16 protein-coding genes and 1 pseudogene are annotated in these 19,065 nt (G+C 64.9%); 13 read left to right on the top strand and 4 right to left on the bottom strand.

Annotated elements, in window-relative coordinates:
* The first annotated feature begins 148 nt into the window (after positions 1–148).
* Complete coding sequence (locus AC07Z7_RS04345) at positions 149–2,905, top strand: UvrD-helicase domain-containing protein (protein WP_494765431.1); 2,757 nt, start codon at positions 149–151, stop codon at positions 2,903–2,905.
* Between the two features lie 64 nt (positions 2,906–2,969).
* Here the strand turns inward: AC07Z7_RS04345 and AC07Z7_RS04340 are convergent, their stop codons facing one another.
* Positions 2,970–4,313, bottom strand: coding sequence for a hypothetical protein (locus AC07Z7_RS04340; RefSeq protein ID WP_494765430.1), 1,344 nt, complete (start codon positions 4,311–4,313; stop codon positions 2,970–2,972).
* 580 nt (positions 4,314–4,893) lie between these two features.
* Between AC07Z7_RS04340 and AC07Z7_RS04335 the strand changes: the two genes are divergently transcribed.
* Entirely contained in the window at positions 4,894–5,292 is a 399-nt protein-coding gene (locus AC07Z7_RS04335) for a hypothetical protein (protein ID WP_494765429.1), read from the top strand.
* Positions 5,293–5,620: 328 nt separating this feature from the next.
* Here the strand turns inward: AC07Z7_RS04335 and AC07Z7_RS04330 are convergent, their stop codons facing one another.
* Together AC07Z7_RS04330 and AC07Z7_RS04325 are read right to left on the bottom strand one after the other, a co-directional pair.
* A complete protein-coding gene (locus AC07Z7_RS04330) occupies positions 5,621–5,800 on the bottom strand; it encodes a hypothetical protein (RefSeq protein ID WP_422832650.1) in 180 nt (59 codons plus the stop codon).
* A gap of 250 nt (positions 5,801–6,050) precedes the next feature.
* Positions 6,051–6,965: pseudogene (locus AC07Z7_RS04325) on the bottom strand (YifB family Mg chelatase-like AAA ATPase); the annotation flags it as partial.
* A gap of 225 nt (positions 6,966–7,190) precedes the next feature.
* Between AC07Z7_RS04325 and AC07Z7_RS04320 the strand changes: the two are divergent.
* The 10 genes from AC07Z7_RS04320 to AC07Z7_RS04275 all read left to right on the top strand — a co-directional run bounded on the left by AC07Z7_RS04320 (position 7,191) and on the right by AC07Z7_RS04275 (position 16,406).
* Positions 7,191–7,922 (top strand): TorF family putative porin, encoded by a 732-nt coding sequence (locus tag AC07Z7_RS04320; protein WP_094290092.1) that lies wholly within the window; start codon positions 7,191–7,193, stop codon positions 7,920–7,922.
* A gap of 43 nt (positions 7,923–7,965) precedes the next feature.
* The gene (gene glnK / locus AC07Z7_RS04315) at positions 7,966–8,304 is read left to right on the top strand and encodes a P-II family nitrogen regulator (protein ID WP_063461033.1); all 339 of its coding nucleotides are present in this window, start codon (positions 7,966–7,968) and stop codon (positions 8,302–8,304) included.
* A 36-nt stretch (positions 8,305–8,340) separates the two neighbouring features.
* On the top strand, positions 8,341–9,879 hold the full coding sequence (amt, locus tag AC07Z7_RS04310; RefSeq protein ID WP_494765428.1) for an ammonium transporter: 1,539 nt from the start codon (positions 8,341–8,343) through the stop codon (positions 9,877–9,879).
* A 275-nt stretch (positions 9,880–10,154) separates the two neighbouring features.
* On the top strand, positions 10,155–11,285 hold the full coding sequence (glcE, locus tag AC07Z7_RS04305; protein ID WP_494765427.1) for a glycolate oxidase subunit GlcE: 1,131 nt from the start codon (positions 10,155–10,157) through the stop codon (positions 11,283–11,285).
* A gap of 32 nt (positions 11,286–11,317) precedes the next feature.
* Positions 11,318–12,127, top strand: a complete 810-nt coding sequence (locus AC07Z7_RS04300) for a YoaK family protein (protein WP_094290095.1) — start codon at positions 11,318–11,320, stop codon at positions 12,125–12,127.
* Positions 12,128–12,172: 45 nt separating this feature from the next.
* Positions 12,173–13,426: a glycolate oxidase subunit GlcF gene (gene glcF / locus AC07Z7_RS04295; protein ID WP_494765426.1), complete on the top strand. Its 1,254-nt coding sequence runs from the start codon at positions 12,173–12,175 to the stop codon at positions 13,424–13,426.
* A 131-nt stretch (positions 13,427–13,557) separates the two neighbouring features.
* Positions 13,558–14,451: a ProQ/FINO family protein gene (locus tag AC07Z7_RS04290; RefSeq protein WP_252661276.1), complete on the top strand. Its 894-nt coding sequence runs from the start codon at positions 13,558–13,560 to the stop codon at positions 14,449–14,451.
* A 188-nt stretch (positions 14,452–14,639) separates the two neighbouring features.
* Positions 14,640–14,927: a DUF2798 domain-containing protein gene (locus AC07Z7_RS04285; protein ID WP_094290098.1), complete on the top strand. Its 288-nt coding sequence runs from the start codon at positions 14,640–14,642 to the stop codon at positions 14,925–14,927.
* Between the two features lie 187 nt (positions 14,928–15,114).
* The gene (locus AC07Z7_RS04280) at positions 15,115–15,606 is read left to right on the top strand and encodes a GyrI-like domain-containing protein (protein ID WP_494765425.1); all 492 of its coding nucleotides are present in this window, start codon (positions 15,115–15,117) and stop codon (positions 15,604–15,606) included.
* Between the two features lie 65 nt (positions 15,607–15,671).
* Entirely contained in the window at positions 15,672–16,406 is a 735-nt protein-coding gene (locus AC07Z7_RS04275; RefSeq protein WP_094290100.1) for a helix-turn-helix transcriptional regulator, read from the top strand.
* A gap of 10 nt (positions 16,407–16,416) precedes the next feature.
* Here the strand turns inward: AC07Z7_RS04275 and AC07Z7_RS04270 are convergent, their stop codons facing one another.
* Positions 16,417–17,388 (bottom strand): LytTR family DNA-binding domain-containing protein, encoded by a 972-nt coding sequence (locus AC07Z7_RS04270; RefSeq protein WP_494765424.1) that lies wholly within the window; start codon positions 17,386–17,388, stop codon positions 16,417–16,419.
* Positions 17,389–17,554: 166 nt separating this feature from the next.
* Here AC07Z7_RS04270 and AC07Z7_RS04265 point away from each other — a divergent pair, with 166 nt between their 5' ends.
* Positions 17,555–18,787, top strand: coding sequence for an acyltransferase family protein (locus AC07Z7_RS04265; RefSeq protein ID WP_494765423.1), 1,233 nt, complete (start codon positions 17,555–17,557; stop codon positions 18,785–18,787).
* The last annotated feature ends 278 nt before the right edge of the window (positions 18,788–19,065 follow it).

Genomic DNA, 19,065 nt, shown 5'->3' with positions numbered 1-19,065 from the left:
TCGGGCCATGGGCCCCTACCAAAAACGAGGCCTGCTACCACCTAATGCAGGTATGTTTGAAGCGCACTGAGCTTGCGGGTCTTCTGCTTTTCCGGCGGCCAGATGCTGCTGGCGCCCCCTGCGTGTTTCCCCGAGGGACGGCGATCTGATGCCCAGCTGGCAACCATCCAGGATTGGTGCGTCGCTGACAGGGTCTCCAGCTTGGTCGCTGGAGCTCGAATCTCGGCATTTCACCCTCCAGATCGGCGACAAGGCCAGGCGCTTCGACATCTCTGATGCCGATCACCTTACCGTTGAGCCCGGAATCATCTGGTCAGCGATTCGGTTTCGGATTCCCGACGTCGTGAATGCGCGTCTGGATGGTCTGCCAAACAGCGAAGGCAAGGAACTACGCGCCTCACTTCAAAAGGCTCTTGAGGAGCATCGAGCGGAACTGCATGCACGAGCTCTTGTTGATCGGTTTGAGCGCGAGTCTCAGCCAGCCCTGCAGTGGGCCAAAGCCTTCACTATCGCTTGCGCAGAACAGTTTCAAAAAAAGGGATGGCTCACCTCCGAGTTCGTCCGGCATTGGCGTGACAAGCGTCCGGCGGATGGACTGGCGGACTTGGTCGGCCATAAGGCCGTAGCCCAACATATCCAGACGCTGGATCAGGATCGGCAACGACTGCTGGGCATATGGAGAAGTCAACCCAAGGATCTGGCCAAACAGCTCAATGAGCGTCACCTGACACGTGAGCTCCAACTTCATGAGGAGTTTTTGCGTACCGTCGAGAAGTCGCCGCTCACCCAAGATCAAGCCACCTCCGTGGTGTGCTTCGACAGTCGCATGCTGGTTGTCGCGGCCGCCGGCTCAGGGAAGACCTCGACCATGGTTGCGAAGGCTGGGTTTGCTCTCAGGCGCAATCTCATGGAGCCTGACCGCATCTTGCTGATGGCCTTCAACGCCGATGCGGCCAAGGAACTTCAGCAACGGGTCAAGGAGCGCCTCACGCCTCTGGGCCTACCTGCAGATCGCGTCAAAGCCAGAACTTTCCACGCTTTCGGCTTGGATGTCATCGGTGCGGCCACTGGCAAGAAGCCCTCCTTGGCGCCGTGGGTCGAGCAAGGTCGAGATCATCAGCAGTTGATGGCCATCGTCGATGAACTGAAGGATCGCGATCCCACGTTTCGTACCAACTGGGATCTGTTCCGCATCGTCCTGGGGCGTGACTTGCCGAAGTTTGGCAACGAACAGGAGGAGCCCGAAGACTGGGACCGTGAAACCCGCAATCGGGGCTTTCGGACTCTGCAGGGTGAGGTCGTGAAGAGCCGCGGGGAGCGGCTCATCGCCGATTGGCTGTTCTATAACGGGGTGCACTATCGATATGAAGGGCCATATGAAGTCGACACCGCGGACGAACGGTATCGCCAGTACCGGCCGGACTTCTACTATCCGTCCATCGATGTCTACCACGAGCACTGGGCGGTGGACGGCAAGGGCAACCCGCCCGAGGAATTTGTCGGTTACCGCGAGGGGATGGCGTGGAAGCGGCTATGCCACCGAACCCATGGGACCACCTTGCTGGAGACGACCATGGCGGAGTTGTGGGGCGGTCAGATCTTCAGCAAGTTGGCTGCGGAGCTCCAGGCCCACGGCGTTGTTCTCGATCCAAACCCTGATCGACCTTCGCAGGGTGCTCCAGCCATCGAGAACGATGCGCTCATCAGGACGTTCCGAACTTTTCTAACGCATGCCAAGAGCAATAGGCTCGGCCGCGACGAACTTCAAGCGCGGTTGGATCGCGCAAACACCAGTCCTTTCCGATTCCGGCATGAAATCTTCCTTCGACTTTTCGAGGCAATCCGGGACGCTTGGGAAGCGAAGCTCACAGAGGCCAAAGCGATTGATTTCGATGACATGCTGAACCTGGCATCAGACCATATCGAGAGCGGGCGATGGAAGAGTCCCTACGAGCTGATCATGGTGGATGAGTTTCAAGATGCCAGCTACGCCAGAGCGCGTCTCATACGGGCTTTGGTATCCGTTCCTGGGTGCTGCCTCTTTGCGGTAGGGGATGACTGGCAGAGCATCAACCGATTCGCCGGCGCCGACCTTTCGGTCATGACTGGCTTCGACAAATGGTTTGGCGAGACCACGACCTTGCGTCTAGAGCAGACCTTCCGATGCCCGCAACCCATCTGCGATGTGTCGAGCCGCTTTGTCCTGAAGAACACTGCTCAGATCAAAAAATCGGTGCTTTCCAAAGCGCCAGTGCCGGAGCGAACGTTTTCCGTCGTGGAGGTTGGAGAGCGCGCGCGGCTGCAGTTCGGTGTCCGAGCGATCTTGGAAGGGCTCGCTCAGGCACCTGCCGGCGCAAGCAGGAAAATCACAGTCTTCGTACTGGGGCGCTATCGGCGCGATGAGGAACTGCTGCCTTCGTGGTCTGACCTTCAAGGTTCTCTTGAAGTTCGGTTCATGACCGTGCACGGGTCCAAGGGCTTGGAGGCAGATCACGTGATCTTGCCCCGGATGGTGAGCGGCGCGTCGAGTTTCCCCAGTGGAGTCGTAGATGATCCGGTGCTGCAGTTGGCAATGCCGGAGCCGGAGGCGTATCCGATGGCGGAAGAGCGGCGACTTTTCTATGTCGCATTGACTCGCGCTCGGCAGCAGGTGCACATGCTCACCGTTGCTCACAGCCGCTCCAGCTTCGTTCTGGAACTGGTCAAAGAGCATGGCTTGGAGATCAAGTCCCTCGATGGGGATGAGGTGGATGCCCGGATCTGTCCTCGGTGTCAGAAAGGGAGCTTGGTACCGCGGTCAGGCCCTTACGGCACGTTCAGCGCGTGCAATCGCTTCCCGGCATGTGACTACAAAGAAAGTTCTGGGCGCAGGTCGGGAAAGTGGCAGCCAAGTCGGCGTCGATGAACGTCCTTGGGTCGATTGTGCGTTTGCTGAAGCCCAGGTTCTGTTCTACAGACGCTGTCATCCACTACATCTCCGGAGGTGCTTTCCAGTGAAGCAGGAGTTTCAGCGGATCCAAAGGACCAACCAGTTTTCGGGCATCCGATAAGCGTTCTAGCAACTGACGACGCTCCACGTCGTCCAGGCCTACGGCGGATCGCTCTACTTCCGCGAAATAGGCCTCAATTCTTTGTGCCTCGTCCCAGGCCGAGATGGCGGCAAGCAATTCCTGGCGTGACTGTTGCCGCTGCTTTGCGCGGAGCGCTTGGTTTTCGGCTTCGCGGCGCAGGCGCTGTTCCTCCTCCCAGCGCCGATGCTCTTCTTCGGCTTGAATTCTGGCGGTCTCAAGCTTCATGGCCAGTTCCGGTCCTGCCGATTCCAGTTCGGACACGATGGTCGATACGAGCGATGACAGCTGACCTGGCTTGACCTCAGGCCATCGTTTGACCCAATTGACCCGCCATGACGGGCAATATGCCTGTAAGCAGAAGCGGCCTGAAGCGAGGTCTTTCTGGGTTTTCCAATGTCGTGGGTCAGAGAGTTTGCGTTGTTGGTTCGGCGTGAGATCCCTAACCGGGATGTACTTGCTATTCCCGACGTAGAGCATCTCAACCTGTTCCGTCATCTCAAACAGCGTTAGACCGATAGGCACCTCGCCGATGTACACCGCCGTCGGGCGTTCAGGATTCCAAGTTGTCTGCTGATAGTGGTTCTTTCTCGGAACCTCTCGAAGATCGACGTCCGCGCGCCGCACCTGCACCCCTGTCGGAACGATGGTCACTCGATGCCCGTGCTTCGTGAGCGCTCGGAATAGCAGTTCGGCGAAGGCGATTGCAGCATCCAATCCTTCTTTGGACGACAGAATGTCTGGCATGAGTCGCTTGTACGGTCGGAGTACGCCTGAGTCACTCTCTCGTGTTTTTAGAAACAAGGGCTTGATGCCCACGAGCAGGGGGTGGATTTTCTCAATCTCAGGCGTTCTCGAACTTCGCGCTTTTCGTGTTGCAGCGCCTTGCTCGCTTGGCGGCTCACCAGAAGTCCCAGTCGACCGGACTTGCTTTTGGGCCGAGCGCTCCGTTGTACCTATGAAGTCACCGGGGCTCCACTCGACGATGTCGCCCGCGCGCGAGGCTGGCAAGGACGGCCGAGCAGGCGCTTTGCCAAACTCAAGTTGAGCCCAGTAGCCACGCGGAGGTCGCGGGATACGAAGTTCGGTGCATACCCTGGCCATGTAGCTGGAGGAAACACCTAGTTGTTCAGCGACACGCAGCATGGGCTCCTCCCAAACCAGCTTGTAGATGTGTTCGCGCGAAAGTGGACCCTGTGGCGCCTCTGATTGGGATTCGATTTTTTGACTTTTGTCGTCGTTCATGTCTTGATTGAATCAAATCAACGACTCAGGTCAACTGTGTTTCGGATCCTGCTCCACTTTCAAAGCAGTCGCGGCTGAGCGCGGTGTCTGGCGATCTGCGCTCCATGCCTCGAGGAACGAGAGGCCTTTAGACTCAGCAAGAACTCCCGCAAAGGGTGATGCCGAGCGCAACGCGTTTCCCCGTTCGGAAGGATCCAGTGCGGCGATCAGACTGCATCGATGCCGAGGTCTATCGCTTGAGATTTTCAGTACGACAAGACGATGCAGGGCCAAGCTACTCTCATCGAGTTCTGCCGCCGATCTCATGTCCTCAATGGCAGATGTGCTCTCTACGAGTGAGAAGTAGCCCCATGAATGAGCACGCGGCGAGCCGGGCACTTAGCGTGCGTCTCTGCGAGGTCAGGTGGAACGGTTCCCTGCAGACACTTATCTGTTCAATAGAATCAATGACTTACGCGATCCGCAATTGCGGGAAACTACCGCAATTCACCGCAAAATGCTCCCTTGCAAGGGCCGCGAGGGCCGTAGCCGCGGGGAGAGGATGATCCGGGTTCTACTGACTGTCTAGGCTCACACACCTATGTCAAAGCCAAGCCCCGCGCTACTTCACAAGATCGCTAAGGCCCGTGCTGCCGCACCTTCTGAACTGCCTCTTGTGCGGCAATGCGCGCAAGTGGTGCTCGCATGGGCGACAGAAAGTGGTGAACAGGAGGCGGCGATCGCTAGATTGAAGGCCGCGCACGGATCAAACTGGTCGCTGGTGACGGCTCTGCAGCTGCTTTCCGGTCGGCGCGGCCTGTTCGCGGCAGAGTGCGGTGCTCCTCATGAGCGAGCCACTCTCTTTCATGCGCATCTGCTGGCCAAGGTCTGCTGCAACCAGGGTGATCTGGGCGCGGTGGGTATGCCGACGTTGAAAGAGGTTGAGGAGCTTCGCAGACTCGCGGCCGAGCAAGCGCTCTCTGGCTACACCACGACCTGATGGATTTGAAGGGGAGAGGCGACAACGGGCTCAACTGTTGCTGACCTTCGAGATTCGAGACGGCACTGCGTTAGGAGCCCGCCGCTCCGCGTTGTTCGCGAACCCGTTGAAGAGCCCTCATCGCGCTCTCGTAGGTGGAGGGGCGAGCGCTACCAGTCTTGGCGATGCGAGCGTGTAGCTCGGTGTTCAACTGAGTGGGCCGAAGATTCTCATCCGATGGGGTGCGCTCGCTCGGGATCGATCGCTCATCAGGAGGCGAAGGGAATTTGGAGGGGCTGGGCATGGTCAGGGAACGATCAAACCACAAGCTCAATGAAGGCGGAAGGCATCAAAAGACAGCATCGTCTTCCTCAATGCTCTGAATTCTTGCCCTTCGATCCTGTTCCCTCTTGTCCACGTCCGAAGGCATTCCTCCGGTACGCGCCACAAATTCTTCCAGAGAGAGGGAGAACGTTGCCAGCTCGGAATCAGCTGGGTCGAAGAGTTCAGAGAGCCAGAAGCGCGGCATGGATTCATTCTGCGCCTTTTTCGCTCCTGAAGCTGGCAGCCAACATCGTCCCAGAAATTGGGACGATCATCCCGTTTTTTGGGATGACCTGTAGTGTGCTCTTTCGCCAACAAGCCAGCCTGCTGCTGATGCTCCACGGGCTCTTCCAAACATTTTTGGTCTTTAACTTCGATTGATCTGTGGACCTAACTGTGATTGGAGGAATCGCAAGTCATTGATTCATATAGCCGGCCCGTTGTGCGCAACTTTGATGATGCCCACCCGGGCGCGGGGGCGACCCGCCGCCCACCAGCGCCACCGCGCTGGCCGTGTGGTGCGGCTGGCCGGTCGGCCGCTGGCCCCAGGCCTCGGGGCGAAAGCGCCCCGCCAGGCTGGCAATGGCGGCGCTTTCCAGCGCTTCTTCCACCGTCATTGCGGGCAGCAGGCCCGCAAAACGCTGGGCCAGCATCGATTTGCCCGAGCCCGGTGGTCCGGCCATCAGTACGCTGTGGCCGCCCGCCGCAGCAATCTCCAGCGCACGCTTGGCGCCGGCCTGGCCTTTCACGTCGGCCATGTCGGGGCCGGTGGTGCGGGTGGCCAGGGGCGTGGCCACCAGGCGGGTCCAGCCGTCGTTGGCCACGTCGGCATCGCCGCCCGCTACGCTGCCCGGGGGCAGAAAGGCGCGCACCACGTCCAGCAGGTGGCGCGCGCGCACCACCTGGGCAGCGGGAACCAGGGCGGCTTCTTCGGCGCTGCCGGGTGGCAGCACCAGCTGGGTGTCGATCTGCTGCGTCTGCAGTGCCAGGCTGGTGGCCAGCGCGCCGCGCACGGGGCGCAGTTCGCCCGACAGCGACAGTTCGCCCGCAAATTCGTAGCCTGCCAGACGGCTGGCGTCCACCTGGCCGCTGGCGGCGAGGATGCCCAGGGCAATGGGCAGGTCGAAGCGGCCCGAGTCCTTGGGCAGATCGGCCGGGGCCAAATTGACCGTGATGCGTTTGTTGGTGGGGAACTCCAGCCCCGCGTTCTGCAGCGCCGAGCGCACGCGCTCACGGGCCTCCTTGACCTCCACCTCGGCCAGCCCCACCAGCGTGAAGCTGGGCAGGCCGTTGGCCAGATGCACTTCCACGGTGACAGAAGGCGCCAGCATCCCCAGAAGGGCGCGGCTTTGCACCAAAGCAAGACTCATGAAGCGGTTTCTCCCCAGATGGGTGCGTGTGTGGGTGTTTTGGCGCGGGCTTGTGGGTTTTTGCACCAGATGGGTGCGTTGCGCCCGGCGCGATCCCCACCACTGTACTGGGGATTGTTGTAACCCAACGCAACCGCGCCCGGGCCGCATGCGCTGGGCCTGTGGAGGCAATGGCACGGTCCGTGCTTAAAGCGCTTGTCCCTACTTTGTCCAACCGGAGGAAACATGACCCGCGCCATCATCAAGACCCTGGGCGTTGCCCTTGTTGCAACCCTTCCCATGCTGGCCAGTGCCCAGCTCACCGGCAACGTCAGCCTGACCACCAACTACAAGTTCCGTGGCCAGGACCAGGACGCCACCAAGGCCAAGGCCGTCAAGCCCGCCCTGCAAGGCGGCTTCGATTACGCCTTCGGCGAGTCCGGCTGGTACGTGGGCAACTGGAACTCCAGCGTGGACTGGCTGACCAACAACTCGCTCGAATCCGACCTGTATGGCGGCTACAAGTTCAAGGCCGCAGGCGCTGATTTCGATGTGGGCGCGCTGACCTACATCTACCCCGGCAACAGCAACGGCAACACCACCGAGCTGTATGGCGCGGCCACCCTGGGCCCCTTCACCGCCAAGTACTCGCACACCATCTCCAAGGACTACTTCGGCTTTGCCGGTGCCAAGTCCGGCTCGGGCCTGAAGGGCCGCAACACGGGCTACCTGAACTTCGCGTTTGCCCAGGAAGTGGCGCCCAGCGTCACGGTGAAGGCCTCGGTGGGCTTCACGCGCTTTGCCAGCGACATCAAGGACACCGGCGTGCCCAACTACATGGACTACAGCCTGGGTGGCGCGTATGACTTCGGCGGTGGCCTGTCGCTGGGTGCGGCCGTGGTCGGCGCCAACAAGAAGGCCTTCTTCGGCCACGTGAACAAGTCGCGCGTGATCGTCACGCTGACCAAAACCCTGTAAATCTCAATGGGCGCCCTGGGCGCCCATTCCGGAGGAATCCAAAATGAAAATGGTGACAGCCATCATCAAGCCCTTCAAGCTGGACGAAGTGCGCGAAGCGCTTTCGGACATCGGCGTGCAAGGCATCACGGTCACTGAGGTCAAGGGTTTTGGCCGCCAGAAGGGCCACACCGAGCTGTACCGTGGTGCAGAGTACGTGGTGGACTTCCTGCCCAAGGTCAAGATCGAAGCCGCCATCGCGGACGACCTGGTGGACCGCGTGATCGAGTCCATCGAGACCGCCGCGCGCACCGGCAAGATCGGTGACGGCAAGATCTTTGTGACCCACCTGGAGCAGGTGGTGCGCATCCGCACGGGCGAAACCGGCAAGGAAGCCCTGTAAGGGCCCGGTCGCAACAGACACAAGAGAAGAAATGCCATGAAAAAACTGCTTGCTTCCTTCATTCTGGGGCTGGGTCTGCTGACCATGGGCAATCTGTCCCTGGCCCAGGCCCCAGCTGCCGAACCGGCGGCCGCCACCGCCGCTGCCCCGGCTGCTGACGCCGCTGCACCCGCAGCTGCTGCCGCACCGGCCGCAGCAGCCGCCGCTGCTCCTGCTGCTGCAGCAGAAGCGCCAGCGCCCGTCCCCAACAAGGGTGACACGGCCTGGATGATGACGTCCACCCTGCTGGTGATCCTGATGGTCCTGCCCGGCCTGGCGCTGTTCTACGGCGGTCTGGTGCGCAGCAAGAACATGCTGTCCGTGCTCATGCAGGTCATGGTCACGTTCTCGCTGATCGTGGTGCTGTGGTTCATCTACGGCTACAGCCTGGCCTTCACCGAAGGCGGTGCCTTCATCGGTGGTTTCGACCGCCTGTTCATGAAGGGCATCTGGGACAACGCGGCAGGCACGTTCGCCAACGCGGCCACGTTCAGCAAGGGTGTCGTGATTCCGGAAGTGGTGTTCGCCGCCTTCCAGGCCACGTTCGCCGGCATCACCTGTGCCCTGATCGTCGGTGCGTTCGCCGAGCGCATCAAGTTCAGCGCTGTCATGCTGTTCATGGTGCTGTGGTTCACCTTCAGCTACCTGCCGATCGCCCACATGGTGTGGTTCTGGATGGGCCCTGACGCCTATGCCTCCAAGGAAGTGGCCGACGCCATGACCGGCAAGGCCGGCCAGATCTGGCAGTGGGGTGCTCTGGACTTCGCTGGCGGTACCGTGGTGCACATCAACGCCGCTGTGGCGGGCCTGGTGGGCGCGTTCATGGTGGGCAAGCGCATCGGCTACGGCAAGGAAGCCATGGCGCCTCACAGCCTGACGCTGACCATGGTGGGCGCCTCGCTGCTGTGGGTGGGCTGGTTCGGTTTCAACGCCGGTTCTGCCCTGGAAGCCAACGGCTTTGCCGCCCTGGCCTTCATCAACACGCTGGTGGCCACCGCCGCTGCCGTGCTGGCATGGTGCATCGGTGAAGCGCTGATGCGTGGCAAGGCGTCGATGCTGGGTGCCGCTTCGGGTGCCGTGGCGGGCCTGGTGGCCGTCACGCCGGCTGCTGGCAACGTCGGCATCGGCGGTGCACTGGTGATCGGCCTGGTGGGTGGTTTTGCCTGCCTGTGGGGTGTCAATGGCCTCAAGAAGCTGCTGGGTGCAGACGACTCGCTCGACGTGTTCGGCGTGCACGGCATCGGCGGCATCGTGGGTGCCCTGCTGACCGGCGTGTTCAACTCGCCTTCCCTTGGCGGCCCCGGCTACGTGGCTGACTGGGTGACCGCTTCCATGGTCACGGCGGCCGACTACTCCATCGCTGCTCAGGTGTGGACACAGGCCAAGGCCGTGCTGCTGACCATCGTGTGGTCGGGTGTGGTGTCCTTCGTGGCCTACAAGATTGTGGACCTGACCCTGGGCCTGCGTGTCACGGAAGAAGACGAACGCGAAGGTCTGGACATCACTTCGCACGGCGAAACGGCGTACAACCGCTGATCTTCGGCCCTGCGCCCCACGCGCTGCGGTGTCTGGTGGCACCGTGGCGTGGTAGCAAGAAAAACAAGCGAGTTACTCCTCTTGGTTCTTTGGCCCGCCGACCACCGGCGGGCCATTTTTGCGCCAGCAGGGGGCTCGCCTGGCGTGTTGTGGAGCAGGGGCAGCGCGCCCCTTGCGGGCCCCGTCCACCAGACTGCCGTCCTTCACAAGCGCTGTTCAAAAAATTCACGCGCCCCGCCTGCCGTGCTGCACACCGCTGCCGCTACGATGCACGGATGGACTTTTCCCTTGCCCCGATGACCGAGCGTGTGCGTGCCGCTGCGGCCGACCAGACCCCGTTGCGTATCCGTGGCGGGGGCACCAAGGACTTCCACGGCCTGGCCCTGCATGGCGAGGTGCTCGACACCCGGGGGCTGCGCGGCATCGTGAGCTATGAACCCAGCGAGCTGGTTGTCACCGTGCGGGCAGGCACCCCGCTGGCCGAGCTGGAGGCCGTGCTGGCCGAGCGTGGCCAGTGCCTGCCGTTTGAGCCGCCCCATTTCGCCAAGACGCCTTCGGACGCCGCCACCGTGGGCGGCATGGTGGCAGCGGGCCTGTCGGGGCCCGCCCGCGCCAGCGTGGGCGCGGTGCGCGACTACCTGCTGGGCGTGACGGTGCTCAACGGCAAGGGCGAACTGCTGACCTTTGGCGGCCAGGTCATGAAAAACGTGGCGGGGTACGACGTGTCGCGCCTGATGGCGGGCGCCTGGGGCACGCTGGGCCTGCTGACCGAGGTGAGCCTCAAGGTGCTGCCCGTGGCGCCCGGCGAAGCCACGCTGCGCTTTGACGACATTGCCCAGGCCAGCGCCCTGCGCCAGCTGCACGCATGGGGCGGCCAGCCGCTGCCCCTGAACGCGAGCTGCTGGGTGCAAGACGGTGGCGTGGGCACGCTCTATGTGCGCCTGCGCGGCGCCGTGGCGGCGGTGGAGGCCGCGTGCAAGACCATGGGTGGCACGCGCATGGACGACAACGCCGTCGTGGCCGCCGACTGGGCCGCCTGCCGCGAGCAGACCCTGCCGTGGTTCACCGATCGCGCGCAGCGCCCCGACCACGCGCTGTGGCGCCTGTCCGTGCCCGCCACCGCCCCGGTGCTGGCCCTGCCGGGCGGTGCCGAGCCGCTGGTGGAGTGGCACGGCGCACTGCGCTGGGTGCAGGCCCCTGAATCGGCGGGCGAGGCCCTGCGCGAAGCCGCACGGGCTGTGGGTGGAAATGCTTCTGTTTTTGTAGCTGCAAGCGCAGGTGGGACAGGCGCAAAAGGCCTTTTTGACCTCAAATCCGCAGCACTGGAACAGATACACGCCCGGCTCAAGCACAGCTTTGACCCGGCAGGCATCTTCAACCCCGGCCGCGTGGCACGGGCCTGGTAAGCGCAGCCGCCCGACTCTCGTCCCGCCCCCGCATGCGACGCCTTCGCCACCTCACCGGACACCGCCGCACGGTGGCCAGCAACCGGGTGCTGGGCCTGCTGCTGGCGTTCAATGCGGGCGCCGTGAATGCCGGGGGCTTCCTGGTCGTGCACCTCTACACCTCGCACATGACCGGCTTTCTGTCCTCGCTGGCCGACAACCTGGTGCTGGGCCAGATGAAGCTGGTGCTGGGGGCCATTGGAGCGCTGTGGGCCTTCCTGTCCGGCGCGGGCACCACGGCCATCATGGTCAACTGGGCGCGCCAGCGCAGGCTGCGCAGCACCTTTGCGCTGCCGCTGCTGCTGGTGGCCGTGCTCATGCTGCTGTTTGGCCTGGTGGGCGCCATCACCCTGAGCTGGCCCACGCCGTTTGCGGTGCCCCTCACAGTGCTGCTGCTGTCCTTCATCATGGGCTTGCAGAACGCCACGGTGACCAAGATGTCCTCGTCCCAGATCCGCACCACGCACATGACCGGCGTGGTGACCGACCTGGGCATCGAGATGGGCAAGATGCTCTACTGGAACCGCACCGGCACCGCGCCCGAGTCGCAGGTGCGCGCCAACCAGGCCCGGCTGCGGCTGTTTGCCGGGCTGCTGGGGATGTTCCTGGTGGGTGGCATTGCGGGTGCGGCGGGCTTCAAGCATGTGGGCTTTGTGTTTGTGGTGCCGCTGGCGCTGGTGCTGCTGGCCCTGTCGCTGCCCCCGCTGTGGGCCGACCGCGCCCGGCTGCGCCAGCCCTGGCGCAAGGCACTGGCGCTGCAGGCGCCGCTGGATCCGCCCCTGGACCCTCCGACCGCGCGCTGAATCCGTTCTGACATTTTTTCTGCTTCCTCCGCCCAGGCATGCACCATGCAAACCCAGCTCTCTCCTGAATACCGCGCCCGTGCCGACGGCCTCGCGGCCGAAGCCATCCTGCGCAAATGTGTGCACTGTGGCTTCTGCACCGCCACCTGCCCCACCTACCAGCTGCTGGGTGACGAGCTGGACGGCCCGCGCGGCCGCATCTACCTCATCAAGCAGGTGCTCGAAGGCGAGACGCCCACGCGCAAGACCCAGATGCACCTGGACCGGTGCCTGACCTGCCGCAACTGCGAAAGCACCTGCCCGAGCGGCGTGCAGTACGGCCACCTGGTGGACATCGGTCGCAAGATCGTCGATGAAAAAGTGCCCCGCCCCGTGGGCGAAAAAGCCCTGCGCTGGGCGCTGAAGGAAGGCCTGCCATCGCCCCTGTTTGCCCCCGCCATGAAGGCTGGGCAACTGGTGCGCGGCCTGCTGCCCGAGGCCCTGAAGGCCAAGGTGCCCGCACCACAGGACGCTGGCGCCTGGCCCACCCGCGAACATGCGCGCAAGGTGCTCATGCTGGCGGGCTGCGTGCAGCCGGCCATGATGCCCAACATCAACACCGCCACGGCCCGCGTGCTCGACGCGGTGGGCATCCAGACCGTGATCGCGCCCAAGGCAGGCTGCTGCGGCGCCGTCAAGTTCCACCTCAACGACCAGGCAGGTGGCATGGCCGAGATGCGCGCCAACATCGACGCCTGGTGGCCGCTGGTCGAAGCAGGCGGGGTCGAGGCCATCGTCATGAACGCTTCGGGCTGCGGCGTCACCGTCAAGGAATACGGCCACATCCTGAAGGACGATGCGCAGTACGCCGCCAAGGCCGAGCGCATCAGCGCCCTCACGCGCGACCTGTCGGAGCTGCTGCCCGCCATGCTGCCCGAGCTGGCCGCCAAGCTGCAGGGCCGTGTGAACCAGCCGGACACCCTGTACGCCTACCACCCCCCTTGCACGCTGCAGCACGGCCAGAAGCTGCGCGGCGGGGTGGAGGCGCACCTGAACCAGCTGGGCTTCCAGCTGCGCACTGCGCGCAACGACGCCCACCTGTGCTGCGGCTCGGCCGGCACGTACTCAGTGCTCAACCCTGAGCTGTCCTACCAGCTGCGCGACCGCAAGCTCGGCGTGCTGGCCGAGGCCTTTGGCGAGCAGCCACCCGATGTGATCCTGTCGGCCAACATCGGCTGCATCACCCACCTGCAAAGCGGCACGGGCACGGCGGTGAGGCACTGGGTGGAGGTGCTGGACGAGGCGCTGAGCACCTCCTGACAGGGGCTGGCCGGGGCGCCGTCCGCCCTTTCACACAGCCCCCGTCCCGCGGGCCTCCGATGGCCTGCGGGTGCAACACTGGCATGATCGAGGGTTTTGTCGCATCCCATTCGCCCCCGAACCGCATTGCCATGACCGACTCCGCGTCCGCACAAGAACAACCCCACGCAGCCCCTGCCGCCCCCGTGGCCGCGCCTGTGGTGGCCGAATCTGCCGCCGCTGTGGCCACCGCTGCGCCTGCCGATGAAGCCGGTGCGGCCCAGCCGCAGCGCAAGGGCGGGTCCCGCCGGGGTGGCCGCAACCGCCGCAAGCCCGAGGGGCGCCCGGCGCCCGAAGGGGCGGCCGAGGCCGCCGCACCTGGCGCAGCCCCGCGTGCGCCCCAGCGCGTGCATCCGGCGCTGGAGCAACTCGCGGCGCTGTACCCGCACCTGTTTGGCGCGGTGTTCCGTCCGCTCAAGCGCGGCATCTTCCAGGACATCCTGGCCGCCCATCCCGAACTGTTCGAGCGCGAGGCGCTCAAGGTGGCGCTGGGCCTGCACACCCGCTCCACGCGCTACCTGCAAAGCGTGGCGGCGGGCGACAAGCGCCACGATCTGCAAGGCCAGCCGGTGGAGGCCATGGCGCCCGAGCATGTGCACCACGCGCTGCTGGAGGTCTACCGCCGCAAGAAGGCCCGCGCCACCGAAGACCTGCTGCCCAAGCTGCGCAACCGCATGATTGCTGCGTTCGAAGCCTCGGGCCTCACGCGCGAGGACTACACCGCCCGGGTAGCAAGCCGCGACGAATCGGCCAACGCCCTGCTCGAAGAAGCCTTTGCCGACTGGGCCGCCCGCAACGCCAAGGACGAAGCCTTGCTGCGTGCGTTTGAAGCCAGTGGCCAGACGCTGGATGCCTTTGCTGACATGTACGGCCTGGTGCCCCGCACCGTGGGCCAGCAGATCGAACGTGCGCGCCGCCTGGCCGCCGCACGGGCGCAGGCCAGCGGGGCTGCGGAGCCTGTTGTGTCTGCAGGCCACAGCGACTAAGCCCAAAGCGACCAAGGCCGACCCGGCCTAGAATCGCCCCCGCGACCCGGTTCATGGGTTGCCGTAAGCGTTTACGTCAATCAACGTGCCAACCAACACCGGCCCTGCCGGGGTGGTGGCCCCCAGCCTGCCGATGCCGCAGGGCGGGGGCGGCACCTTGCTTGGCCGGTTTGCTTTCTGGAACTTCAATGAACCAACCTTCCTCGCTTCCCCCGTCTTCCCGCCAGACCTTCCTCGGTCTGCCCAAGCTGCCCGCACGCTCGGCGGCCTGGGTCATGCCGCTGCTGTTGTCGCTGCTCATGACCTTCATCGTGTCCCTGATCAGCACGGTGCGCGTCGCGGGCCTCACGCTGGAGCTTCCGCGCCTGTGGCTCAGTGCCTGGGCGCTGTCCTGGGTGGTGGCCTTCCCCACGCTGCTGCTGGTGCTGCCGGTGGTCCGCCGCGCCACGGCGGCCATCGTCGCGCAGCCCGACTGACCGGTGGTGGAGGCGGGCGCCTGGTGCCTCCCCGCCTCGGCCATTGCGCCCATGCCGGGCCACCGGGGTGGGCGCAGGCTACTGACATCAGGCTGTCAGCAGCGTGCAAGCACCATGCCTCTCTCGCACGGCGCCCTGTGGCCCGTGCACCGATTTCATTCACTGAAGACGAGAGAGAGGACTTGCCATGACCCAGACCACCACCCCTACCCCCTTGCGGATCCCCGCGTTCAGCGTGGCCGGCATTGCTGTGCGCACGCGCAACAGCGAAGAGATGAACCCCGCCGTTGCACGCCTGGGCGGCCTGTGGAACCGTTTTTTCAGCCAGAGCTGGGAGCGCAAGCTGCCCAGCCGGGGCGACGATGGCCGCATCTTCGGCGTGTACAGCGGCTATGAGTCCAACGAGCATGGCGCTTTCGACGTGACCGCCGGTGTGGCCGTTGCCGAGCCAGAGCTGGTGCAGAAGACCGTGCCCGGCGCGCACCGCGTTGACATCGAGGCGGGTGACTACCTCGTGTTCAGCGGCGAGGGCGACATGCCGCAGATGGTGATCGACACCTGGGTCCGCATCTGGCATTACTTTGCCGAAAATCCCCAGGTGCGGCGCCGTTTTGGCACGGATTTCGAGGCCTACGAAGGGCCCGACAGGGTGGCCATCCATGTGGGTGTTGTGCTATAAATAATATAGCTATAAGTGCTTGATGGACAGGCGGTAGAGCCTTAAAACACTGGTATTCTCCGCCTATGCGCCGTGCCGACCGCCTGTTCCAGATTGTTCAGCTCATCCGTGGGCGGCGCCTGTCCACGGCCGCCTTTCTGGCCGATCGGCTCGAAGTCTCGGCCCGCACCATCTACCGCGACGTGGCGGACCTCCAGCACCAGGGCGTGCCCATTGAGGGCGAGGCCGGTGTGGGCTACCGCCTGGGTGCGGGTTTCGAGCTGCCGCCGCTGATGTTCAGCCAGGGCGAGGCCAATGCGCTGGTGGCTGCCGCGCGGCTGGCCCAGGCCTGGCTCGACGCCGGGCTGGCGCGCGAGGTGGAGGGCGCCCTGGGCAAGATTCTGTCGGTGCTGCCCCCGGCCGCGCGTGTGGCGGCCGAGGCCCAGGCGCTTTATGCGCCGTCCGTGGGGCTGGACCCGCGCGCCCAGGCCACGCTGCAGGCGCTGCGTGAGGCGGTGCACAGCCGCCATGTGGTGCAGATCGACTACGCCGATGTGCACGGCCGCCCCAGCCTGCGCCGCCTGCGGCCGCTGGGCTGCTTCTACTGGGGCAAGGTCTGGACGCTGTCGGCCTGGTGCGAGCTGCGCAATGACTTCCGGGGCTTTCGCATCGACCGCATCGTGGACCTGGTGGTGCTCGAAGAGCAGTTCCGCCAGGAGCCCGGCAAGACGCTCGCCGACATGCTGCGCAAGGTGGAGGCCGAGATGGCCGCCTGCCCGCCCGAGTGGGCACCAGCGCGGACACCGGGTCTCACTGCCTGAGGGGCCGCTCTCAGCCCACGCGGGGCGCCAGCCCATCCCGATAGCGGCGGCTGCAGGGCACGGTGCTGCCGTCCTTCATCACCAGGCGCGCATCGCCGCTGTCCAGCGGCTCGATCATGGCGATGGCGTCCAGGTTGACGGCGTAGCTGCGGTGCACGCGCACGAAGCGCGCCGGGTCCAGCTGGGCCAGAAAATCGGTGAGCGTGGAGCGCAGCAGGTAGTCGTGCCCGTTCACATGCAGGCCCACGTAGTTGGCCTCGGCCTGCAGCCAGGCGATGTCGGCGGCAGCGATCAGGAATTCGCGCCGCAGCTTGCGTACCAGAAAGCGCTCGGGCCGTGCCGGGGTGGGCGGTGGCGCAGGGGGGATGTCCGGCTCTGGTGCAGCCGGGGCCACGGGCGGCGGCGCAGGCTGGGGCTCTGCAGGGCCTGGGGCGGTAGCGGCCAGGGCCGGGGCCGGTTCGGGCGCATCCAGCACGCGCGCCTCGCCCTGCAGGCGCAGCAGCAAGAAGCGGTAGCCCACCAGTGTGCTCACGATGAGCACATAGGTGCGCACGTCCTTGAGGTATTCATAGCCCCAGGCGGCCCACCAGGTCCCGGGGCGGTAGGGCGTGTCCAGCATGGCGTAGGCGGCGTGGCGCAGCGCCATCATCCCGGCCAGGTGCAGGGTGCAATAGACCACGCTGCCCAGCACATGCCAGGGCAGGTGGCGCGCCAGGGTATCCCCGTGCAGCCCAAAGCGCCGCTCGAACGCCACCACGGCCGGGATCAGAGCCGCCACCACGACCACGCTGGAGACCTCCCACACCCAGGGCTCCCAGGCCAGCACCTGCCGCCCGGCGCTGGCCAGGTCGAGTGAGGTCACCACCGCGTTGAACACCGCCTGCACCAGCAGCACCGTGGCCCAGAAGCCCACCTCGGCGCGACGGCGCAGCGCCGTGTTGCGCAGGTAGCGGTCGGGCCAGGTGGGTGCGGCAGAGGTCATGCCCTAGTGTAGGCAGCCGGGGTGGGGCGGACCCTAGTGGGCGCCGCCGCTCGTCCCGTGGGGCCACCGCTGGTCCCAGGCAGGGGTGGGGCCATCCCATCGCCGGGCCGCCCGCGCGGTGCCCGGCCCACCATGGCGCATCTTTTGTCCCGGAGCCCCTCATCCCATGTCCCCCCGCCGCCACGACATCGACGCCCTGCGCGCTCTGGCTTTTGCCCTGGTCATCCTGTACCACGTTGCCATGTTTTATGTGGCCGACTGGCACTGGCACCTCAAAAGCCCCCATGCGGCCGAGTGGCTGCAGGCGCCCATGCGCGCGCTCAACCTGTGGCGCATGGATCTGGTGTTCCTCATCTCCGGCCTGGCCTTCGGGCTGGTGGCCCGGGGGCAGACCCCGGCGGGCCTCATCCGTCAGCGCAGCCTGCGCCTGCTGCTGCCCCTGGCCTTTGGCATGGCCGTGGTGGTGCCCTACCAGGCCTATGCGCAGGGCGTGGCCAACGGCCTGATCGCGCCGGGGTTTGGCGCGTTTTTGCTGCGTTACCACCCCGGCAGCCGCTGGCCCGCCGGGGCGTTCGATGGCTGGGAGGTGGGCATCACCTGGAACCATCTCTGGTACCTGGCCTACCTCTGGGTCTACACCGTGGTGCTGGCGCTGCTGCTGCCCCTGGCCGAGTCCGGCGTCGGCCAGCGTCTGCGCCAGGCCTTCACCCGACTGCGGGGCGCGCGGCTGGTCGTGGTGCCCGTGCTGCCGCTGGCGCTGTACTCGGTGCTGCTGTGGCCGCATTTCCCGCCCACCCATGACTTGGTCCAGGATGCCTGGCTGCACGCCGTGTACTTCACCGTGTTCATCTATGGCTACTGGATCGGGCTGGATGCGGGCCTGTGGGCCGAGCTGGTGCGCCAGCGCTGGCGCACCCTGGGCCTGGCGCTGGGCTTGCTGGTGCTGTACCTGGGGCTGCTGGGCCTGGCGCAGCAACACAGCGTGCGCGCTGCACGCCTGCCGCTGCGTGTGCTGGCGGATGCCTACCTCTGGGCTGCGCTGCTGGCCATCCTGGGCTGGGCCCACCACCGGCTCAACCGCCCCTGGTCGTGGCTGCGCTGGGCGAACGCATCGGTCTACCCCTGGTACGTGCTGCACCAGACGGTGATCATCGTGCTGGTGGTGGTTTTTTCACCCTGGCACCTGGGTCCTGTGGCGGAGCCCGTGCTGCTGGTGGCGGGAACGGTGGCGCTGTGCTGGGGGATCACGGCGGTGGTGCAGCGCGTGGGGTGGCTGCGGCCGCTGTTCGGCTTGCCGCGCAACGTCCTGAGCCAGGCCCCTGTAAGCGTGCTGCAGGCACGGGTGGGTGAAGCCAGCGCAGCGATGCGGGTCAGCGCCGCTCGCACAACGAGTCCATGAACCTGCGCATCAGCGATCTGACGCTCTCTGTGGCGCTGCGCCCTGCTGTCTGCGTAGATCGGCCAGGAGCCGGTGCTGCGCTGCCAGGCGGATGGCCGGCGTGAACGAAATCGCTGGAACCTGGGCGCGTGCTGAATTCAGCGGTTCACCCGGCCGTATTAGTTGCAAATAGACTCTTTTATTCCAGCTTGGTTACCACGGTTACTTTTTGCGGTAATTTTGTGAATTTCACAGGAGGGCCTGACCACTGAAAATACTCCTTCGATAGCTATCATGCC

The sequence above is a fragment of the Acidovorax sp. GW101-11A03 genome (assembly GCF_059424825.1).
Note: the sequence above shows the minus strand (reverse complement) of the source record. Positions and strands in the feature narration are given on the sequence as shown.

Coding starts and splice junctions, on each gene's coding strand:
- AC07Z7_RS04345 (WP_494765431.1), top strand. CDS start 149: ATGCCCAGCTGGCAACCATCCAGGATTGGTGCGTCGCTGACAGGGTCT.
- AC07Z7_RS04340 (WP_494765430.1), bottom strand. CDS start 4,313: ATGAACGACGACAAAAGTCAAAAAATCGAATCCCAATCAGAGGCGCCA.
- AC07Z7_RS04335 (WP_494765429.1), top strand. CDS start 4,894: ATGTCAAAGCCAAGCCCCGCGCTACTTCACAAGATCGCTAAGGCCCGT.
- AC07Z7_RS04330 (WP_422832650.1), bottom strand. CDS start 5,800: ATGCCGCGCTTCTGGCTCTCTGAACTCTTCGACCCAGCTGATTCCGAG.
- AC07Z7_RS04320 (WP_094290092.1), top strand. CDS start 7,191: ATGACCCGCGCCATCATCAAGACCCTGGGCGTTGCCCTTGTTGCAACC.
- glnK (WP_063461033.1), top strand. CDS start 7,966: ATGAAAATGGTGACAGCCATCATCAAGCCCTTCAAGCTGGACGAAGTG.
- amt (WP_494765428.1), top strand. CDS start 8,341: ATGAAAAAACTGCTTGCTTCCTTCATTCTGGGGCTGGGTCTGCTGACC.
- glcE (WP_494765427.1), top strand. CDS start 10,155: ATGGACTTTTCCCTTGCCCCGATGACCGAGCGTGTGCGTGCCGCTGCG.
- AC07Z7_RS04300 (WP_094290095.1), top strand. CDS start 11,318: ATGCGACGCCTTCGCCACCTCACCGGACACCGCCGCACGGTGGCCAGC.
- glcF (WP_494765426.1), top strand. CDS start 12,173: ATGCAAACCCAGCTCTCTCCTGAATACCGCGCCCGTGCCGACGGCCTC.
- AC07Z7_RS04290 (WP_252661276.1), top strand. CDS start 13,558: ATGACCGACTCCGCGTCCGCACAAGAACAACCCCACGCAGCCCCTGCC.
- AC07Z7_RS04285 (WP_094290098.1), top strand. CDS start 14,640: ATGAACCAACCTTCCTCGCTTCCCCCGTCTTCCCGCCAGACCTTCCTC.
- AC07Z7_RS04280 (WP_494765425.1), top strand. CDS start 15,115: ATGACCCAGACCACCACCCCTACCCCCTTGCGGATCCCCGCGTTCAGC.
- AC07Z7_RS04275 (WP_094290100.1), top strand. CDS start 15,672: ATGCGCCGTGCCGACCGCCTGTTCCAGATTGTTCAGCTCATCCGTGGG.
- AC07Z7_RS04270 (WP_494765424.1), bottom strand. CDS start 17,388: ATGACCTCTGCCGCACCCACCTGGCCCGACCGCTACCTGCGCAACACG.
- AC07Z7_RS04265 (WP_494765423.1), top strand. CDS start 17,555: ATGTCCCCCCGCCGCCACGACATCGACGCCCTGCGCGCTCTGGCTTTT.